At 64.2% G+C, this 17,838-nt stretch carries 12 protein-coding genes; 7 read left to right on the top strand and 5 right to left on the bottom strand.

Annotated elements, in window-relative coordinates:
• Positions 1-37: 37 nt before the first annotated feature.
• A complete protein-coding gene (locus AC3WN8_RS15380) occupies positions 38-682 on the bottom strand; it encodes a helix-turn-helix domain-containing protein (protein WP_492670328.1) in 645 nt (214 codons plus the stop codon).
• Between the two features lie 739 nt (positions 683-1,421).
• Here AC3WN8_RS15380 and AC3WN8_RS15375 point away from each other — a divergent pair.
• The 5 genes from AC3WN8_RS15375 (at position 1,422) to AC3WN8_RS15355 (ending at position 11,162) form a co-directional block, all read left to right on the top strand.
• Positions 1,422-3,809, top strand: coding sequence for a TonB-dependent receptor (locus AC3WN8_RS15375; RefSeq protein ID WP_492670327.1), 2,388 nt, complete (start codon positions 1,422-1,424; stop codon positions 3,807-3,809).
• A gap of 81 nt (positions 3,810-3,890) precedes the next feature.
• Complete coding sequence (locus tag AC3WN8_RS15370; RefSeq protein WP_492670326.1) at positions 3,891-6,137, top strand: outer membrane protein assembly factor BamB family protein; 2,247 nt, start codon at positions 3,891-3,893, stop codon at positions 6,135-6,137.
• Positions 6,134-8,023, top strand: a complete 1,890-nt coding sequence (locus AC3WN8_RS15365; protein WP_492670325.1) for an FG-GAP repeat domain-containing protein — start codon at positions 6,134-6,136, stop codon at positions 8,021-8,023. Before AC3WN8_RS15370 ends, AC3WN8_RS15365 begins: the two co-directional genes overlap by 4 nt.
• 16 nt (positions 8,024-8,039) lie before the next feature.
• The gene (locus AC3WN8_RS15360) at positions 8,040-9,497 is read left to right on the top strand and encodes an aldehyde dehydrogenase (RefSeq protein ID WP_492670324.1); all 1,458 of its coding nucleotides are present in this window, start codon (positions 8,040-8,042) and stop codon (positions 9,495-9,497) included.
• Positions 9,498-9,734: 237 nt separating this feature from the next.
• Positions 9,735-11,162, top strand: coding sequence for an amidohydrolase family protein (locus tag AC3WN8_RS15355; RefSeq protein WP_492670323.1), 1,428 nt, complete (start codon positions 9,735-9,737; stop codon positions 11,160-11,162).
• A gap of 121 nt (positions 11,163-11,283) precedes the next feature.
• Here the strand turns inward: AC3WN8_RS15355 and AC3WN8_RS15350 are convergent, their stop codons facing one another.
• Genes AC3WN8_RS15350 through AC3WN8_RS15340 form a run of 3 tightly spaced genes read right to left on the bottom strand, consistent with a single transcriptional unit; the run spans position 11,284 to position 14,725 of the window.
• Positions 11,284-12,252, bottom strand: coding sequence for a DUF7064 domain-containing protein (locus AC3WN8_RS15350; RefSeq protein ID WP_492670322.1), 969 nt, complete (start codon positions 12,250-12,252; stop codon positions 11,284-11,286).
• A 9-nt stretch (positions 12,253-12,261) separates the two neighbouring features.
• Entirely contained in the window at positions 12,262-13,623 is a 1,362-nt protein-coding gene (locus tag AC3WN8_RS15345; RefSeq protein WP_492670321.1) for a phosphotransferase family protein, read from the bottom strand.
• Positions 13,624-13,645: 22 nt separating this feature from the next.
• The gene (locus tag AC3WN8_RS15340; RefSeq protein WP_492670320.1) at positions 13,646-14,725 is read right to left on the bottom strand and encodes an aldo/keto reductase; all 1,080 of its coding nucleotides are present in this window, start codon (positions 14,723-14,725) and stop codon (positions 13,646-13,648) included.
• Between the two features lie 314 nt (positions 14,726-15,039).
• Between AC3WN8_RS15340 and AC3WN8_RS15335 the strand changes: the two genes are divergently transcribed.
• Positions 15,040-15,672 carry a TetR/AcrR family transcriptional regulator gene (locus AC3WN8_RS15335; RefSeq protein WP_492670319.1) on the top strand — a complete coding sequence of 211 codons (633 nt, stop codon included), beginning with the start codon at positions 15,040-15,042 and terminating at the stop codon, positions 15,670-15,672.
• 213 nt (positions 15,673-15,885) lie between these two features.
• Here the strand turns inward: AC3WN8_RS15335 and AC3WN8_RS15330 are convergent, their stop codons facing one another.
• Entirely contained in the window at positions 15,886-16,938 is a 1,053-nt protein-coding gene (locus AC3WN8_RS15330) for an LLM class flavin-dependent oxidoreductase (RefSeq protein ID WP_492670318.1), read from the bottom strand.
• Positions 16,939-17,189: 251 nt separating this feature from the next.
• Between AC3WN8_RS15330 and AC3WN8_RS15325 the strand changes: the two genes are divergently transcribed.
• Positions 17,190-17,657: a YybH family protein gene (locus AC3WN8_RS15325; protein ID WP_492670317.1), complete on the top strand. Its 468-nt coding sequence runs from the start codon at positions 17,190-17,192 to the stop codon at positions 17,655-17,657.
• Positions 17,658-17,838: the final 181 nt, after the last annotated feature.

Here is a 17,838-nt window from a genome sequence, read left to right as displayed (position 1 = left end):
GGCATATGTACCCTGCGGACCTTGAATCGCACTGCCCTCATGCGGTGGTGGAGGTCAGGTTCGATCCCACCCAGAGTATCAGGGCATCCTCCTCGCTGACCGAGATGCAGAGATGCCCCATGCGCGCGTCGAAATAGGCGCAATCACCGACCTCCATCCGCTGCGGCTGATAGAATTCGGTGTGCAATTCTATTGCGCCTTCGAGCACGAGCAGGAAATCGTCGCCCTCGTGCCGGATCCAGTCGCCGAACTCGCCGAGCGAGCGGGCGTTGATCCGCGCCTTGGAGGGCACGACGCTTTTCTGGGTGAGGCCGGTACACAGGAATTCGTTGGTATAGGGGCCGGTGTGCTGGATCTGTCCTTCAGTGGCCTTGGTGAGGTTCCAGCGGCCGATCGGCGCCAGCACCGGCCGGTTCGCGAACAGCTCGTCGATCGCAACATCGAGCCCGACGGCGAGCTTCTGGAGAACCTCGAAAGTGGGTGAAGTATGGTCGTTCTCGATCTTCGACAAAGTCGACCGCGCGAGCCCGGCCCGGGTCGCGACTTCGGCCAGGGTCAGGCCCTTGCTTGCTCGCATCGTCCGCACCCGCTCGCCCAGTTTGAACTGAGGCGATGCGCCCGGCCGCGCGGCCGGCTCGATCTTCAGAAGGGGCGCCCCGGCCACGGCGTCCGCTGCAGCCAAATCCTTCTTTCCCGTCACCAAGTTCAACCTCATTTTTTCAATGCTCCCGTTCATGTCGGTCCCGCGGTGATGGCGGGGTGATGGCATCGATCTCCTCCTGAGGAACGGGTCCGGCGATGGTGCTCCATTCATGGGTGCCCCAACGCGGCATTGTGTTGCTCAATCCATGCAATAGATCATTATAGAGGAAATTAGTTTCCAACAAGCTACATTCGACGTTGACAATACCCAATTTGGCGCTGTATTGGTTCAACGACTGATAGGGGAAACGGCGACCATGTCGATGTGCGCCGCCTCTGACAGGCAGAGACTGTTGCGTAATGACTTGCTCCACCGTGCGAAATCCCGGGGATTTGCCCAAGGGCTTGGTGGAGTGGGTAGGGTGTGTCGGTGCCGGAGCCCATCCTTTGAGGATTGGATCATTGGCCGCGCCGTGGCTCGCGTCAATATGACGATGTCGATACGGGGCCGAGCCATGTTCGCTGCGACGGGAGGTGACGAGTGTCCTTCCCGGCAGCGATCGAAGCGCCGTTCGCTCGATGAGCAGATTGCAAGATCATAATAAGAACAAGAAGTCGCGTTGGAAATGGATCACCAGGTATCGCGTACATTCGGCAATGTTTTGAGAGGTTTCAATCAACGCACTGGCAAATGGCGCACCTTGCACGATCTGCAGGGATTGGAGACTTTTGTCCTGTCCGACGGGGACTCCGCAAAATAACAGAACGGAGGGAGTGAAATGGGGAAATTCTATTCGATGAGCCTGCGCGCAGCGGGTGTTTCGGTATTCGCTCTCATGGCGAGTGCGGCCTTCGCCCAGGAAGCGGCGTCGGATGAGGCGCCCGGCGAGGCCGATATCGTCATCACCGCCAACAAGGTCACCCAGAATGTCCAGGACGTTCCCAAGTCGGTCCAGGTGGTCGGTTCGGCGGCGCTGCAGCGCCAGAATGTGACGAACATCTCCGAACTGACCAAGCTGGTTCCGACGGTTTCGGGCGTCGGCCAATCGCTCAACATGCGCGGCGTCGGCACCGGCGCGTCCACTGTCGGCTCGCAGAGCAAGGTCGGCATCACGCTGGACGATGTGCCGCTGCCCTCGCGATCCAACATCGCCAATTATCTGATCGATATCGAGCGGATCGAAGTGCTGCCGGGGCCGCAGGGCACGCTGGCCGGACGCAATGCCACCGGCGGCCTGATCAACATGGTCACCCGCTCGCCGTCGGACGACGAATGGATGGGTTTCGTCAACCTGCTCGCCACCACCGACGGGGAACGATCGGCATCCGGTTATGTCTCGGGGCCGATCTCCGACAAGATCAGCGTCAGCCTGTCGCAATATTATCGCGGCTTCCAGGGGCTCTACAAGAATGTGCTGCTCGACAAATGGGCGAGCGACTATGTCTATGGCACGCGCAGCAAGATCGAATTCCGGCCGACCGAGACCTTCACGCTGACCGGCACGTTCTTCTATCAGCGCGCGCACCGCAACGGCGTGGCGGGCGGCGGCGGCCAGCCGCTGGGCGGCAACCCGATCATCCTGGCCGGCGGCGACACCAGCGTCGTGTTCGGCTCCGACATCAAGGGCCGCACCTTCGCCCAGCTCCAGCCCGGCGTCACGCCCGGGCCGCGCAACAACAAATATGCTTCGTTCCTGAACGGCACCTCGCAGAGCACAAGTGTCGGCGGCGTCCTGAAGGCGGAACTCGATCTGCCGGGCGACCACACGCTGACCTCGATCACCTCGCATCTCGACGAGCGCAGCCCGATCCATGCCGACAACCTCGCCATCGCCCTGCCGATCGCGGATTTCAACGTCCGTCCGGAATGGGACGGTTTCGGCAATTATTATAATGGCAGCCGCTACACGACGCAGGAAATCCGGCTGAACTCGTCAGCCGGGGGCCGTTTTCACTATGTCGCGGGCCTGTTCTACAGCGATCTGCGCCAGCGCTACGATTATCAGCGTTTCTTCCAGCCGGTGAACTGGAAGCGCACGTTCAACACCAAGGCGATCTCCGCCTATGCGCATGCCGATTTCGACGTCACCGAACAGCTCAAAATCCTGGGCGGCATCCGCTACGAGCATGACAAGATCGATTATAACTGGACGTTCCTGCCGATCCTCGCCGCATCCAAGGTGACGTCGGACGGCATCGTCCGCAATTTCCCGACGACCAATACGCTGATCGTGAACACCGGCAACGCCAGCGGCGACTTCGTCAATTTCGACTTCGGCGCGCAGTACAAGGTCACGCCCGACGTGATGCTCTACGCCACCTATGCGCAGGCGAAGCAGGGGCCGATCTACGACGCCGAACTCAACGTCATCGCGATCACCGGCCGCGAATTGACTCCGCTGCCGATGGAGCGGGTCAGGAATATCGAGTTCGGCATCAAGAGCCAGTTCCTCGACCGGCGCGTCACGTTCAACCTGGCGGCGTTCCAGGGCACTTACGACAATTACCAGGCACAAACCTCGGTCCCGAACGAGGATCCGCTGCAGCCGCCGACGCTCAGGGTCTATCCGGTCGGCAAGGTGCGTACGCGCGGCATCGAATTCACGCTCGACACGCATCTGGTCGAAACGCTCAGGACCTCGCTCAACGTCGCCTATACGGACGCGAAGATCCTCTCCTTCCCCAATGCGCCCTGTTACACCGGCTCGGTTGCGGTGCTGGCGCCGGTGGGCACCGTGCCATGCTCGATCATTCCGGCTACGCCGACGAGCGCGACGTTCAACACCCAGGGCAATCTGGCGGGCGAATCGCTCAACAACGCGCCCAAGATCCGGGCGAGCCTCAGCATCGATTACAGCATTCCGGTCGGCAGCGACGGCCTGGAATTCTACATCGCGCCGCTGGTCAAATATGCGTCCAAATATCGCACCGACCTGCTGCGCCTGCCGACCTCCTATCTTGGCGCCACGACCTATGTCGATCTGAACGTGGGTGTACGCAACGATGCCTGGACCGCGGAGGTGTTCGTGCGGAATCTCTTCAAGGAGTTCGAGGAGGGCTACACGGTATCGGCGACGGGCTTCACGCCCAACAACCGCATCCTCAACCGCGTGCTCGACCGCATCAACAATCGCTATGCGGGTGTCCGCTTGCGGGCTAGCTTCTGATCTCCTTCATGCGCCAGGCCGTTCCGGCGGCCTGGCGCCAGTTCCAGAATTTTCCCGATATTTCCCGATTGGATCTCGCATATGGTCAGCCGCAACCGGCTTGCGATCGGCGTCATGGCTCTTGTACTGACCGGTGTGCTGGCGGCTTGCCAGGCCGGCTCCGGCGTCTCGCCCGCAGCGACGGTGGCGGCCCCGGGGCCCTCTTCCGAATGGCTGTTCTACGACGGCAGCCTGGGCTCCAATCAATATTCGCCGCTGACCCAGATCAACAAGAACAATGTCGACCAGCTCGTTCCGGTCTGGGAATATGCCACCGGCGACGTGATCACCAACGCCGCGCCGCTGATCGCCGACGGCCTGATGTACGTCATCTCGAACGGCACGAGCGTCGCCGCGCTCGATCCCGCGACCGGCCAGGAGATCTGGAAGGCCGAGAACATCATCGATCGCACGCGCGGCTTTTCCTATTGGCGCAGCGCCGACGGCAAGGAAAGCCGCATCCTGTTCTGCAAGGACCAGACCTTGCGCGCGATCGACGCGAAGACCGGCGCGCCGATCGCCGATTTCGGCGGACGCGGCTTCGTCGATCTCCGTGAGGGGCTGAATCGCGACGTCAGCCGGATCGGCAGCATCCAGCCGGTCACGCCTGGCAAGGTGGTCGGCGACATCATCATTCTGGGCGCCAATACCGGCGAGGGCTATGGCGCGCCGCCGGGTGACATTCGCGCCTTCAACGTGCGCACCGGCCAGCTCGCCTGGCAATTCCATGTCATCCCCCATCCCGGCGAGCCGGGCTATGAGACCTGGGAAGACAAGAATGCGTGGAAGACCGCGGGCGGCGTCAACAGCTGGGGCGGCATGTCCGTCGACGAGAAACTGGGCATTGCCTATCTCGGGCTCGGTTCGGCCACTTATGATTTCTGGGGCGGCGATCGCAAGGGCACCAATCTCTACGCCAACTCGCTGATCGCGCTCGACATCAAGACCGGCACGCTCGTCTGGCACTACCAGACCGTCCATCACGACCTGTGGGACTATGATCTCACCAGCAGCCCGGTGCTCATGCAGATCACGCGTGACGGCAAGCCGGTCGACGTCGTGGTGCAGGCCGCGAAGACCGGATTCCTGTTCGTCTTCGATCGCGCGACCGGCAAGCCGGTCTTCCCGATCGAGGAACGGCCGGTGCCCAAGAGCGATCTGCCGGGCGAGATCGCCTGGCCGACCCAGCCCCATTCCACGCTGCCCAGCTTCGCGCGCCAGCGCTTCACAGAGGCCGATGTCGATCCCGCGCTGCCCGAGGACGAGAAGCGCGCGGTGATCGCGCAGATCCTGGGCGCGCGCAACGACGGGCTGTTCACGCCGCCGGGGCTGCGCGACACCGTTCAGATGCCCGGCAATCATGGTGGCGTGAACTGGGGAATGACTGCGGGCGAGCCCAAATCGGGCCGTTTCTACGTCTCGTCCTTCGACCTGCCGACGATGCTGCGGCTCGCGAAGATGAGCGCGCAGCCGGTGGGACAGTTCGCGACCCCGAAGGATCGGGGACGCGCGTTGTTCGGTATCAACTGCGCGATCTGCCATGGCGACGATATGGAGGGTATTCCGCCCGTGCCGGTGCTGCGCGGCGTAACGACCAAGCTCGGCATCGAGAACACCTACAAGACGATCCGCAACGGCCGCAGCACCATGCCCGCCTTTGCCGGCAGCCTGAGCGACGCCGACATCAACGCGATCGTGGCCTATCTGGCCGATCCGACTCCGTCGCCACAGGCGGCGCCGTCGGGTGGGCAGACGGCGCAGGCCGCGGACGCGCATGGCGCTACCGGTCAGGATCTCAACGCACCGGGCGAGGAACGCTATTATTCCAGCTATGGCTTCATGATCTCGGCCAAGAGCTTCCTGCCGGTCATCCGGCCGCCCTGGACGACGATCACCGCCTATGACCTGAACCAGGGCAAGATCCTGTGGCAAGTCCCGCTCGGCGGCGTGCCCGACTATCCGGTCGCGCAGACCGGGGTCAGCCGGTCCAAGGGCGGGCTCGTCGTCACCGAAGGCGGTCTGGTCTTCGCCAGCTCGTCGGACGATCGGAAGATCCATGCCTATGATCGCGACACCGGAAAATTGCTGTGGGAAGCGGTGCTGCCGTCGATCCCGCAGGGCGTGCCGGCGATCTATCAGGTGCGCGGGCGGCAATATCTGGCGGTGGCCGCGACCTATTATCCGCGTGGCGGCGGCATGACCCCGGTCGGCCCGGCGCGGGGCCCCGCGGGCAATAACCGCTATGTCGTCTTCGCACTGCCGGAGCGGAAGGCGGGAGGCGGGAAATGAAACGCCTCACCGCCCTGCTGGCGTCTGCGCTGATCCTGTTCTCCGCGCCGCTGGGGGCGGAGGACGTGAAATGGGAAAGCGCCTTCGATCCTGCGCGCGGCGAGTGGCAGGCGAGCGGGGCCGGCCGCTGGACGGTGAAGGACGGCATCGCGAGCGGGAAGGCGCCGGCATCGGGCGCGGCGCTGCTCGGCTCGACCGAACGGTTCCAGGGCGTCGGGATCGAGGGCGAATATCGCTGCGACGGCGCCTGCAAGGGCGGTGTCATCCTGCGCGCGGTGCGGAGTGGCGACCGGATCAGCGGGCTCTATGTCTCGTTCGATGCCGGGGATCTGCGCGTCTACAACGCGGTTTTCGATGCCACCGGGCGCGAGATCAGCCGCACGCCGTTGCCCGCGCGCGGTCCATCGGCGGCCGGTGCCGCCAATTCGGGCGTGCCGGGCCCGACACCTGAGGCGAAGCGCATCTCCTTTCCGCCGGAAATGCCCTCGCCGACCGCCAATCTCCATGCGGAATTGAAGAAGGGAGTGTGGAACAGCTTCAGCATCTTTCTTTCGCGCGACGCCGCCGAAGTCATCGTCAACCAGATCCGCGTGGTCGCCGGCAATGCAGCGCCCCCGGCCGGCGGCGAATATGGGCCGGTCATCCTGCGCGTGGCCGGCGAAGGGCAGGCCCAGTTCCGCGGCGTCAGGATCAAGGATCTGCAATTGCGCCGGGCACTCGCCCCCGACACGGTCGGCAAGGGGTTTCGCAAGCAGCAGCTTGCCGATCTCTATTTCGGCGACACCGTCGCGGTGGGTGACATCAATGGCGACGGCAAACCCGATCTGGTCTCCGGGCCCTTCTGGTATGAAGGGCCGCGTTTCGAGGTCGGCCATGCGATCTACGATCCCGCGCCGTTCAATCCCGCCGGCTACGCCAATTCGCTGATCAGCTATGTCGAGGATTTCAACGGCGACGGCGCGCCCGATATCTTCATGGTGGGGCAGCCGGGCCAGCCGGGCGAGGTGTTCATCAATCCCAGGGGTGAATCGCGCAACTGGGCGCGGCATATCGTCATCGATCATATCGACAACGAGACCACCGCCTTTGCCGATATCGATGGCGACGGCCGCAAGGAGCTGGTGATCGGCCGCAGCAAGCAGATCTGGCTGGCGCGGCCCGACCCGGCGGATGCGAGCAAGCCGTGGAGCCTGACTGCGATCAGCGAAGTGGGCGATTGGGGGCGACTCTGGACGCACGGGCTGGGACAGGGCGACGTCAATGGCGATGGCCGGCCGGACATCGTGTTCGGCTGGGGCTGGTGGGAGCAGCCCGAAAGGATCGACGGCACGCCCTGGCGATTCCATCCCGTCGATTTCCTGCCCAATCCCAAGGGGCTGCCGCTGGGCGATCCGGGCGGCGCGCAGATCTATGTGGAAGACGTCAACAAGGACGGCCTGCCCGACATCATCACTTCGCTCGAAGCGCATGGCTGGGGTCTTGCCTGGTACGAACAGAAGCAAGGCGCGGATGGCGCGCGCAGTTTTGTCCGGCACATGATCATGGGCGGTCCCGATCAGCCCAATGACAGCGTGAGCTTCTCCGAACTCCATGCCCTGACCGTCGCCGATGTCGATGGCGACGGTCTGAAGGACATCATCACCGGCAAGCGCTGGTGGGTGCATCCCGACGGCTATTCAGATCCCGATCCCAACGGCCCCGCCGTGCTCTATTGGTTCAAGGCCAGTCGCATGTCCGATGGGAGCATGGAATTCCTGCCCCGGCTGATCCACAATAATTCGGGCATCGGCACGCAGATCGTCGCGACCGATCTGAACGGCGACGGCCGGCTTGACGTGGCAACGGCAGGGCGGAAGGGCATCTTCATTTTCACCGGCACCGAATAGATTTGGGAAGACAATGATGAGCGAAGCGATCGTGCGGCTGCATATCGGGGGCGAAGCACGGGATGCTGCGTCGGGCGCGACGTTCGAGCGGCGCAATCCGCTGACCGGGCAGGTCGCGACCCGCGCCTCGGCCGGCGGCGTGACGGATGCGATCGCGGCGGCGGACGCGGCGGCGGCGGCATTGCCCGGCTGGTCGGCGCTCGGCCCCAACGACTATCGCACGCTGCTGCTCAGGGCCGCCGACGCCGTCGCCGCAAAGGGTGATGCCTTCGTCGCCGCGATGATGACCGAGACCGGCGCGACCGAGGCCTGGGCGCGGTTCAACGTCAGGCTCGCCGCAGGCATGGTGCGCGAGGCGGCGGCGCTCACCACCCAGGTTTCGGGCGAAGTCATCCCATCGGACAAGCCCGGCAGCCTGGCCATGGCGATCCGCGAGCCCGCCGGCGTCGTGCTCGGCATCGCACCGTGGAACGGGCCGGTGATCCTGGGCGTCCGCGCCATCGCGACGCCGCTCGCCTGCGGCAATACGGTGATCCTCAAGGCGTCCGAGCTTTGCCCCCAGACCCATGGGCTGATCATCGAGGCCTTTGCCGAGGCGGGTTTCCCCGCGGGCGTCGTCAATCTGGTCACCAACGCGCCCGAGGATGCGCCCGACGTTGTCGGCGCTCTGATCGATCACCCGGCGGTCCGGCGGATCAGCTTCACGGGATCGACCAAGGTCGGCCGTATCGTCGCCGAACGCGCCGGCCGCAACCTGAAGCCCGTGCTGCTCGAACTCGGCGGCAAATCGCCGCTGCTCGTGCTGGAGGATGCCAATCTCGACGAAGCGGTGAAGGCCGCCGCGTTCGGCGCCTTTTTCAACCAGGGCCAGATCTGCATGTCGACCGAGCGGATCATCGTGGTCGATTCCGTCGCCGATGCCTTTGTCGAACGCTTCGCCGCCAAGGCGTCGACGATGATTGCGGGCGATCCCAGCGAGGGGCGTGCGCCGCTCGGCGCGCTCATCGACCGCAAGGCAGTGGAGAATGCGGCGGCGCTGATCGCGGATGCCGTGTCCAAGGGCGCGACCAAAGTCGTCGGCGATCCGGCTAAGGGCATGTTGATGAACGCCACGGTGATCGATCATGTGACCGCCGATATGGCGCTCTATTCGCAGGAGAGCTTCGCCCCGATGGTCGCGGTCATCCGCGCGCGCGACGAAGCGGATGCGATCCGGCTCGCCAATGACAGCGATTATGGGCTGACCGCGGCAGTCTTCACCCGCGACGTCGCGGCGGGCCTGCGCGTGGCGCGCCAGATCAAGTCGGGCATGTGCCATATCAATGGCCCCACCGTGCATGACGAGGCGCAGATGCCGTTCGGCGGCACCAAGGATTCGGGTTATGGCCGCTTCGGCGGCAAGGCCGGGATCGACCAGTTCACCGAGCTGCGCTGGATCACCGTGGAGACCCAGCCGGGCCATTGTCCGATCTGAGGTTGCGCAACAGCAGAAGCGGCAGCCAGGATCGCGTCACGTTGAAACTCCTCCACTCAATTGGGTGACGATAGCCCGGCAAGGCCAGGGGACCGGCGGAGAGCCGCAAAAAACGCTGGCCGCGATGATGGATGGATGGCACCCGATCGTTCTGCCGATGGGGGAATAGAAATGCACGGGAACAGCCGATCCTTTCCGACGCATATTGGTCGTCGCGTCCTGTGTGGGGGAATCGCGGTGGCATTGTCGCTGGGATTGGCGGGCGCGGGCGTCGGCCAGACGCGCGCGAGCGACTATGATGTGGTCATCGTCAACGGCCGGGTGATGGATCCCGAATCCGGCCGCGACGAGATCGCGAATATCGGCATTCGCGGCGACCGGATCGCGGTCATCACCGGGGAGAAACTGTCCGGGCGCTCAAGGGTCGACGCCGGTGGCAAGGTCGTCTCGCCCGGCTTCATCGATCTGCTTTGCTATCCGACCACCGATGCCGTCGGGCAGCGCGCCAAGATCGCCGACGGCGTGACGACGACGCTGCAGATGCATGCCGGCCCGGTCGATGTCGACGGCTGGTACAAGGGGCTCGCGGGGCGGATACTGACAAACTATGGCACGGTGGTCGGCCATGGCGCGCTGCGCGATGCCGCGGGCGTGACCGACCGGTTCAAGGCTGCCACGCCCGAACAGCTGGAAAAGATGAAGACGCTGGCCGCGCAGGCGATCGAGGGCGGCGCGGTCGGGATCGGCTATGGCCTCGAATATACGCCCGGAGCCTCGCCGCTGGAGACGATCGAGCTGTTTCGCGTCGCCGCGAAATACGGCGTGCCCAACCACGTCCATGCCCGTCACATGGAGTTCGATCGCAATGTCGCAGCGGTCAACGAAGTGATCGCCGCGGCCGCGATCAGCGGCGCGCGCGCCGAGATCGTCCATCTCAACAGCTCGGGCGGCACGCATCGCATGGCGACGGCGCTCGGCATGCTCGACGGCGCGCGTGCCCACGGGGTCGATATCGGGGCGAGCGTCTATCCCTACACCGCCTGGTCGACCTATATCGGCAGCACCATTTTCGACGAGGGTTTCCAGCAGAAGCTCCAGATGACCTATCAGGACATCGAACTGGTCTCGACCGGCGAGCGTCTGACAAAGGAAAAGTTCGATGCGTTGCGTGCGAAGGCGCCGCCGCTAAGCGACAATCGCAAGGCCGATCCGTCGCTATGGGTGATCGGTCATGCCATGCCGGAGGGTGATGTCGATATCGCGCTGGGCTCCCCGATCGTTTCGATCGGCAGCGACGGCTGGATCGATCCGAGCGGTCGCGGACATCCGCGCGGCGCGGGCGCCTTTTCCCGTATCCTCGGCAGCTATGTGCGCGAGAAGAAGGTCCTGCCGCTCATGGACGGGCTGCGCAGGATGACGCTGCTGCCCGCGCAACGCATGGAGAAAGCGGTGCCCGCGATGCGCGATCGCGGCCGCATCCGCGTGGGCGCTTATGCGGACATCACGGTCTTCGACCCGGCAATGATCGCCGATCGCGCCACCTATCAGCAACCGGGCCTGCCCTCGGCAGGCATCGCTGCTGTCCTGGTGAATGGCACGCTTGTCTACGATCGCGGAAAGTTCGTCGAAGGGGGGTATCCCGGAGCATCGATCCGCCGCGAGTGAATCAGCGAGCCGGGCTCGGCGGTCTGGCTCTTGATGTGCGGGGGCGTGATAGCCCGCTGTCAGTCCCGCGCCATCGCCGCCACTTTGGCCCGACACCAATCTTCCACTTCGCCATTGGTCGTCAGGCCCTCAATGCCTGGCGGATGAGTGGGCCGATTTCTTCGAAGGCATAGGCCTCCTGGTCCTCGCCCAGATAGCTGCCGCCGTTCGTCGTCGCCCATTCGACCTGGGTCATCCAGGCGAAGATGGGTGGTGAGGTGTTGAAGGCGAAGGCGCCGTTCGACCGACCGGTTGCCTCGAGCGTGCGGCCGAGCGAGTCGGTCGCTTCCAGTTCAAAACGGGTCGGGCGGGTCTCGAGGCGCTCGGTCACGCGGCGTTCGGCATGGACGATATGGCCGCGGACGCCGTCGCGGACCAGATAGCCGCCGATCCCGTCGGTGAGCGGCGCATCCGAGCCGACCATGCGCGGACGCAGGATCAGGAACTGTTCGCGCGCGCTGACCCCGAAGGAGACCGACGCCGATCGGCGTGGGGCATTGTCGGGCCGGCTGTACCAGCTGCGGTCGCGATGGCCGAACGTGTCGATCGGAATGCGCTCGCCGTTCAGCACGATCTCTCCGGTGACGCGGCAATCCTGGTCGAAATGCCCCTTGCCGCTGGTCTGGCTGCTCGCATCGACCTGGTTCCAGCTCGGGAAAATCGGATCGATACCCTCGAAATCGAGCTCCATCGTCAGCCGGCCCGGGTCATCATAGGCGACCAGATAGCGCTGCAGCGGTTCGAGCACGCGATAGGTGAGCCCTTCGAAACTGACGTCGGTCAGATCCGCCTTGGGCATAGGGATATGCCAGCGGAACCGCGAATAGGGGATGTCCCAGGGCGTTACCCCGTCATTGCTCCACAGATGCACCGCGAGCGAACAGACCCCCATATTGGGCCGGAACAAGGGATAGATGGCCAGCGACAGCGGCCGGTCCCCGCCCAGGTCGAAGCCGAAATAGGCGGTCTCTGTCCACCAGATATCGTCGGGCGACGAGGGCACATGAAAACCGTCGTCGCGTGCGGTCAGGGTCTGGACGGGTGCGGACATGAAGGCTCCTCAGGCATTTGAGAGATAGGCGGTGGTCCAGGGCGGGGTCAGCGCGCGGGCGCGCGTGATCGGCCAGAGCGTGGCGTGGCGCACGCCGCGCCGCATGAAATAGCTGAGAACGTCGCGGCGGCGCTCGGCATCGGCCCAGCCCGCCCGAGCCAATGCGTGCTCGCCCACCTCGATGCCTTCGGGCGCGGTGCCGGTCAGCCGCGTGAGATCGGCGAGATCGCCGGCACGGATCGCCGCACCATGCCGATCGGCCGCCGCGAAATGGTCGGCATAGTTCTTCAGCGCATTGACCCGGCGTAGCGCCTCGACATCGTCGAGCGCCGGTACGATCACGTCCGCCACATCGTCGCGGAAGATGGCGAGCGCCTCGCCGGTCAGTGGTGCGTCGCCATCGTCGAGCAACGGATAAGGGCCGAGATCGATCGCCAGCAGCCCGGCGACCGCACAGGCGAGCTTGACGTCGAGGACGGGGACGAGGCTGAGATAGGGCAGGCGATCCTGCGCGCTCGAACCATTGTCGAGCGCCGCGAGGATCATGACGTACCAGCGCAGCAGCACCAGCGCGCGGTAATAGGCTATGCGGTACGGATCGATCGCGATCCCCGTCCGGGCGGACCAGCGCCGGAGCTGGCCCGTCAGGTCGCCGCCCGCGCCCAGCCATTCATGGCCCCGGAACACCCACCAGGCGAGATCGTCCATCGGATCGCCCAGATGCGCGAATTCCCAGTCGATCAGCGCGGTGATCTCGCCGGTTTCGAACAGGAAATTCTTGGGCCCCACGTCTCCGTGGCACAGCGACGCCGGGCCGTCCCAGGCCGGGGCCAGTTCACGCAATATGTCGAAGGCGCAGTCAGCAAGCGGCGCGGGGCGCTTCACCCGGTCCCGGCGGATCTTCTGCCACAGATCGAGTTCGAGCAGCGCATGGTCGCGGGGCCCGACAGGGCGACCGACCGAGGGCAGGTCGAGCGTGGCGACGTCGATCATGTGCAGGTCGGCCAGGCTGTCGACGAAGCGGTCGCAGATCGCGGTTCGTTCGGTTTCGGCGAGCGCCAGCAAATCGAAGTCCCCGCGCGCACGTTCGATCAGCAGCCATTTTCCGTCGTCGCTGGCGGCGACGAAGCCCGCTGTCGGTACGGCACGGTCGGTCAGTGCGCGATACACTTCGGCCTCGCGGGCCAGGGTCAGTTCGGTCTCGGCCATCATGCCCGATCCCAGATCGACGCGCAGGATCAGGTCGCTTCCCTGCGCCATGGTGACGATGAACATGCCGCGGCTGGCGCCGGATGCCAGCCGCACGATCTCGATGACGGCGCCGCCCGTCGTCCGCTCGATCCACGCCTGCGCTTCGTTCAGATCCACCATGTTTCCCACTGTCGTCCGTGCGTCAATGCGCGTTGCTGACCTTGCCACGGCCGTTCCCGCCGATCGCGGCGGGCTTGTCCAGCGACAGGGCGGTAAAGGCGGCTTCGTCCTGCGATGCGTCGATATGCCAGTGCGGATAGAGCGGACGCATCGGCGACGCCGCATCGAGCGCGGCCATTTCCTCGGGCGAGAGCGTCAGGTCTCCGGCTGCGGCGAGTTCGTCGAGCTGGCCGATCCGGCTGACCCCGATCACCGCCGTCGCCATGCCCGGCTTCGCCAGCACCCAGGCCAGCGCCGCCTGCGCGACGGAACAGCCGCGCTCGCCGGCGACCTGCCGCAACGCGTCGACGACGGTCAGGCTCTGTTCGCGGTCATAGGGTAGCGAGCTCATCGATACGCGCGATCCCGGCGCGTCGATATTGCCGCGATGATATTTGCCGGTGAGGAATCCGCCGGCAAGCGGGCTCCACGCCATGCCGCCCACGCCGCTCTCGGCCATGAAGGGCAGCAGATCGAACTCGGCGTCGCGCTGGACCAGGCTATGGTTGATCTGGCCGGCGATAAAGGGTGCCCAGCCATTGCGGCGCTGCCGCTCCAGCGCGGTCGCCGCGCGCCAGGCCGACCAGTTGGAGAAGCCGAGATAGCGGACCTTGCCGGCGCGCACGACCTCGTCGAACGCCTGGAGCGTCTCGTCGAGCGGCGTCAGCGGATCTTCCTTGTGCGCGATGTAGAGATCGAGATGGTCGGTGCCGAGCCGCTTCAGGCTGGCGTCGATCGACCGATGGATATGGCGGCGCGACAGGCCGGCATCGCCGACATCGGTGCCGACGCGGTAACCGACCTTGCTGGAGATGACGAGCCGGTCGCGCATGCCGCGGATGGCGGTGCCCAGAAATTCCTCGGATGCGCCGCCCGCGTAGAAATCGGACGTGTCGAACAGAGTGATGCCGAGCTCGACCGCACGTGCGACGATCCGCGAGGCTTCGGTCTGGTCGACCTTGTAGAGGATGCTCGACGCGCCGTCCCTGGCGCCGAAGGTCAGGCAGCCCAGCGCGATGCGCGATATGACGAGGCCGGACTGGCCGAGGCGGGAATGGAGCATGGGTTCAGCCGATGATCGCGACGGGTCCGGCGGAGCCGGCATCAGCTTTGCGAACGCGCATCTTCCCTCTCCTTTCAATAATCATACACTGTAAGATGGAGTTGGCAATAGGCCTTTGGCGATAGGCGTCGAACTCGTGCGCGATAGAGCTCAAGTAATTGTAGATGAATAGGAATCTTGTCCGACAAAGCCGTCAACTTACGCCGTTTCAAGCCGGTCCCGAACTGCTATCCAGATCGGAGAGTGTCCTGCCTTGCCTTTGCGGAGGACATGGGCTGTATGATGCACATGTCATCCCTCACAAAGGCGTTTCGATGGTCCGTCCCCGCAAGCCGCTGATCTCGCGCCGGGTGACGCTCGAAACCGCCCTGCGGATCATCGACGAAGAGGGGCTGGAAGCGCTGAGCATCCGCCGGCTCGGCCGCGAACTCAACGTCCAGGGCATTTCGCTCTATTATCATTTCAAGAACAAGGACGAGATCCTGCTGGGGGCGAGCGCGCTGGCGCTGTCCAATGTGCGGACGCCCGACCCCAGCCAGCATGACTGGCGCGAATGGCTGCTGCGCAACGCGATCGAGTATCGCAAGGCGCTGTGCGAGCACCCCAATCTGATCCCGATCCTGATGCGCCGCCATCCGCTGCGGATCGGCCTGGCCGAACATAATGCGACTGCCAGCCTGCTGGCCGTGCAGGGCGTCCCGCCCGGCGCGATCATGCCGCTGCTCGAAGCGCTGGAGGAGATCGCGATCGGCAGCGCGAGCTATCAGTCCGCCGTCGACAATGACGAGGCGAGCGAGAATTGGAAGGAGGAATATCCGGTGATCTTCCACCTCAGCCGCCAGCCCGCACTGTCGAAGGATCGGCTGTTCGAACTGATCGCGCGTGCGACCATCGCTGCGGTTCTCGACGAGGTGGCCGCGCAGGACGGGGCGAAGGATCCGGTTTAGGAGGACGCAAACTCTCTCTCCTCCCTACGCGTAGCGTGGGGAGGGGACCGCCAGCCAAAGGCTGGTGGTGGAGGGGAAATGCAATGTTGAATACCACTGGGCGACAAGGCGATCGGCCCGAAAACCTCGCGCTCGCTCAAGCATCGCATTTCCCCTCCACCACTGACCTTCGGTCAGCGGTCCCCTCCCCATCAAGATGGGGAGGAGAGAGGTCTAAGCCTGCACCCCCAGCAACGGCAGCACTTCGGCGCCGAAGCGTTCGACCATGTCGACATATTCGGGGCGCGGCACGCCACCCATGTCCATCTTGATCAGATTGACGTCCGCGCCGACCAATTCGCTCAACGCCAGCAGGCGTTCGGCGAATTGCTGCGGTCCGCCGACGATTGCCGGTCCCTGGGTGGCCAGGAATTCATAGTCGAACGGCGCGCTCAGATAGGGTGGCGGATTGTCGTTGACGCTGCGGATCACGCCCTGGGTAAAGCCGTGATAGGCGCGGTAGCGCGGTTCGAAGCGGGCATGGGCATTCTCGTCGGTCTCGCCCAGCCAGCCATGCCAGCATGCGCCGATCTGCGGCGCATGGGCATGGCCCGCCGCGGCGAATGCCTCGCGATAGATATCGGCGACTGCCGCGAACTTGTCGGGGCGGCCGAACGCGCTGGGCAGCATCAGCGCCAGGCCGAGGCGGCCGGCGAGCTTCGCGGTGTCCGGCGAACTGCCACCGCCGATCCAGAATGGCGGGACGCCTTGCTGGATCGGGGCGGGCTGAAGCCGCTGACCGGTGATCGCCGGACGAAATTCGCCCTGCCAATGGACCGGTTCGCCCGACCATAGGGTACAGGCCAGTTCCATCGCTTCGGCGAAGCGCCCGGCGGAATCGGCAGCGGACTGGCCGAACAGGTCATAGGTCTTTTCGAAGAAATTGCCGCGGCCGGTCACCAGTTCGACGCGTCCGCCCGAGATGACGTCGACCGTCGCATAATCCTCCGTCATGCGCAGCGGATCGAGATTGGCGGCGAGCGCGACGGCGGTGCCGAGCCGCAATCGCGTCGTGCGTGCGGCGATCGCCGCGAGCAGCACGGGCGGTGCGGAGAAGGTGTAGGCGATGCCGTGATGCTCGCCGATATTGATGCCGTGGAATCCCAGGCGATCGGCGGCCACGGCGGATTCGATCGTCATGCGATAGCGCTCGGTGGCGGAAAAGGGTGTCCCGGTAACCGGATCGTCGACGATGTCGCCCAGCGACATCAGGCTCACTTTGACCATATCATCCTCTCCGACACATAACATACACTGTATGATTTAATAAGACATACAGATCGCTGTATGTTGAGTGCAAGCATATTCTTCGTTCTGATATAAACTATTATATTTCAATGATATAATTGAGAGTCCATGACTCATTCTTCGTGTTTATCCGGTGAACCGTTGACGATGATAGATATTTCATCATACACTGATTTGTAAATCCCGACATGGGAGTGCGCGGCGATGTTCCGCAATTGCAGGAGGGGCCCATGTCCGATCGATGCGATGACGTGGAGAAGATCCGCGGCCGGATCCGGCGCAAGCGTGCTGCCTATGCCGCGCGCGATCCGCAGGGCAGCTACGACCTGTTCCTCAAGAGCGACGCGGTCTGCGTCTATGATCTGTGTCCGCCCTTTTTCTATCATGGCTGGGACTCGGTGAAACGGATCACCGAGGCATTCGTCGATGCGACCGATGGGGCGCTCGACGTCGATTCAGGGGCGCCCGAGATCATGGTGTCGGGCGATCTCGCCTGTTCCTGGTCGATCGTGCGCGTGCGGACCGTGCTGAAGGGCGGCCATGTCGCGGACATTGCGATGCGGCAAACCAATGTCTGGCGCCGCGTCGATGGCGAATGGTTCATCGTCCACGAGCATAATTCCCAGCCGCTCGATGCTGATGCCACGCACCGGCTGCTCGGCTTTGGGGATGACGTCCTGGCGGCCCCGTCGCATTGACACATTTATCAAGCACTGTTAGATGAATGATCGAACAGATAATGCTGAATGGCGATGCCCAAGAATATAACTCCAATAATGGAGCCATATGCAGGTCCGAATCGTCGATCACACATCGATAGGCAAATCGTTCCAGCAGACCATGATCGTGCGGGCACGGCCCGCCAGGAGGGGAGGATTA

The sequence above is a fragment of the Sphingobium sp. FW305-3-2-15-F-TSA7 genome, from assembly GCF_058787155.1.
Note: the sequence above shows the minus strand (reverse complement) of the source record. Positions and strands in the feature narration are given on the sequence as shown.

Excerpts from the sequence above, each read along its gene's own strand:
- AC3WN8_RS15375 (WP_492670327.1), top strand. The coding sequence starts at position 1,422 with ATGGGGAAATTCTATTCGATGAGCCTGCGCGCAGCGGGTGTTTCGGTA.
- AC3WN8_RS15370 (WP_492670326.1), top strand. The coding sequence starts at position 3,891 with ATGGTCAGCCGCAACCGGCTTGCGATCGGCGTCATGGCTCTTGTACTG.
- AC3WN8_RS15365 (WP_492670325.1), top strand. The coding sequence starts at position 6,134 with ATGAAACGCCTCACCGCCCTGCTGGCGTCTGCGCTGATCCTGTTCTCC.
- AC3WN8_RS15360 (WP_492670324.1), top strand. The coding sequence starts at position 8,040 with ATGAGCGAAGCGATCGTGCGGCTGCATATCGGGGGCGAAGCACGGGAT.
- AC3WN8_RS15350 (WP_492670322.1), bottom strand. The coding sequence starts at position 12,252 with ATGTCCGCACCCGTCCAGACCCTGACCGCACGCGACGACGGTTTTCAT.
- AC3WN8_RS15345 (WP_492670321.1), bottom strand. The coding sequence starts at position 13,623 with ATGGTGGATCTGAACGAAGCGCAGGCGTGGATCGAGCGGACGACGGGC.
- AC3WN8_RS15340 (WP_492670320.1), bottom strand. The coding sequence starts at position 14,725 with ATGCTCCATTCCCGCCTCGGCCAGTCCGGCCTCGTCATATCGCGCATC.
- AC3WN8_RS15335 (WP_492670319.1), top strand. The coding sequence starts at position 15,040 with ATGGTCCGTCCCCGCAAGCCGCTGATCTCGCGCCGGGTGACGCTCGAA.
- AC3WN8_RS15330 (WP_492670318.1), bottom strand. The coding sequence starts at position 16,938 with ATGGTCAAAGTGAGCCTGATGTCGCTGGGCGACATCGTCGACGATCCG.
- AC3WN8_RS15325 (WP_492670317.1), top strand. The coding sequence starts at position 17,190 with ATGTCCGATCGATGCGATGACGTGGAGAAGATCCGCGGCCGGATCCGG.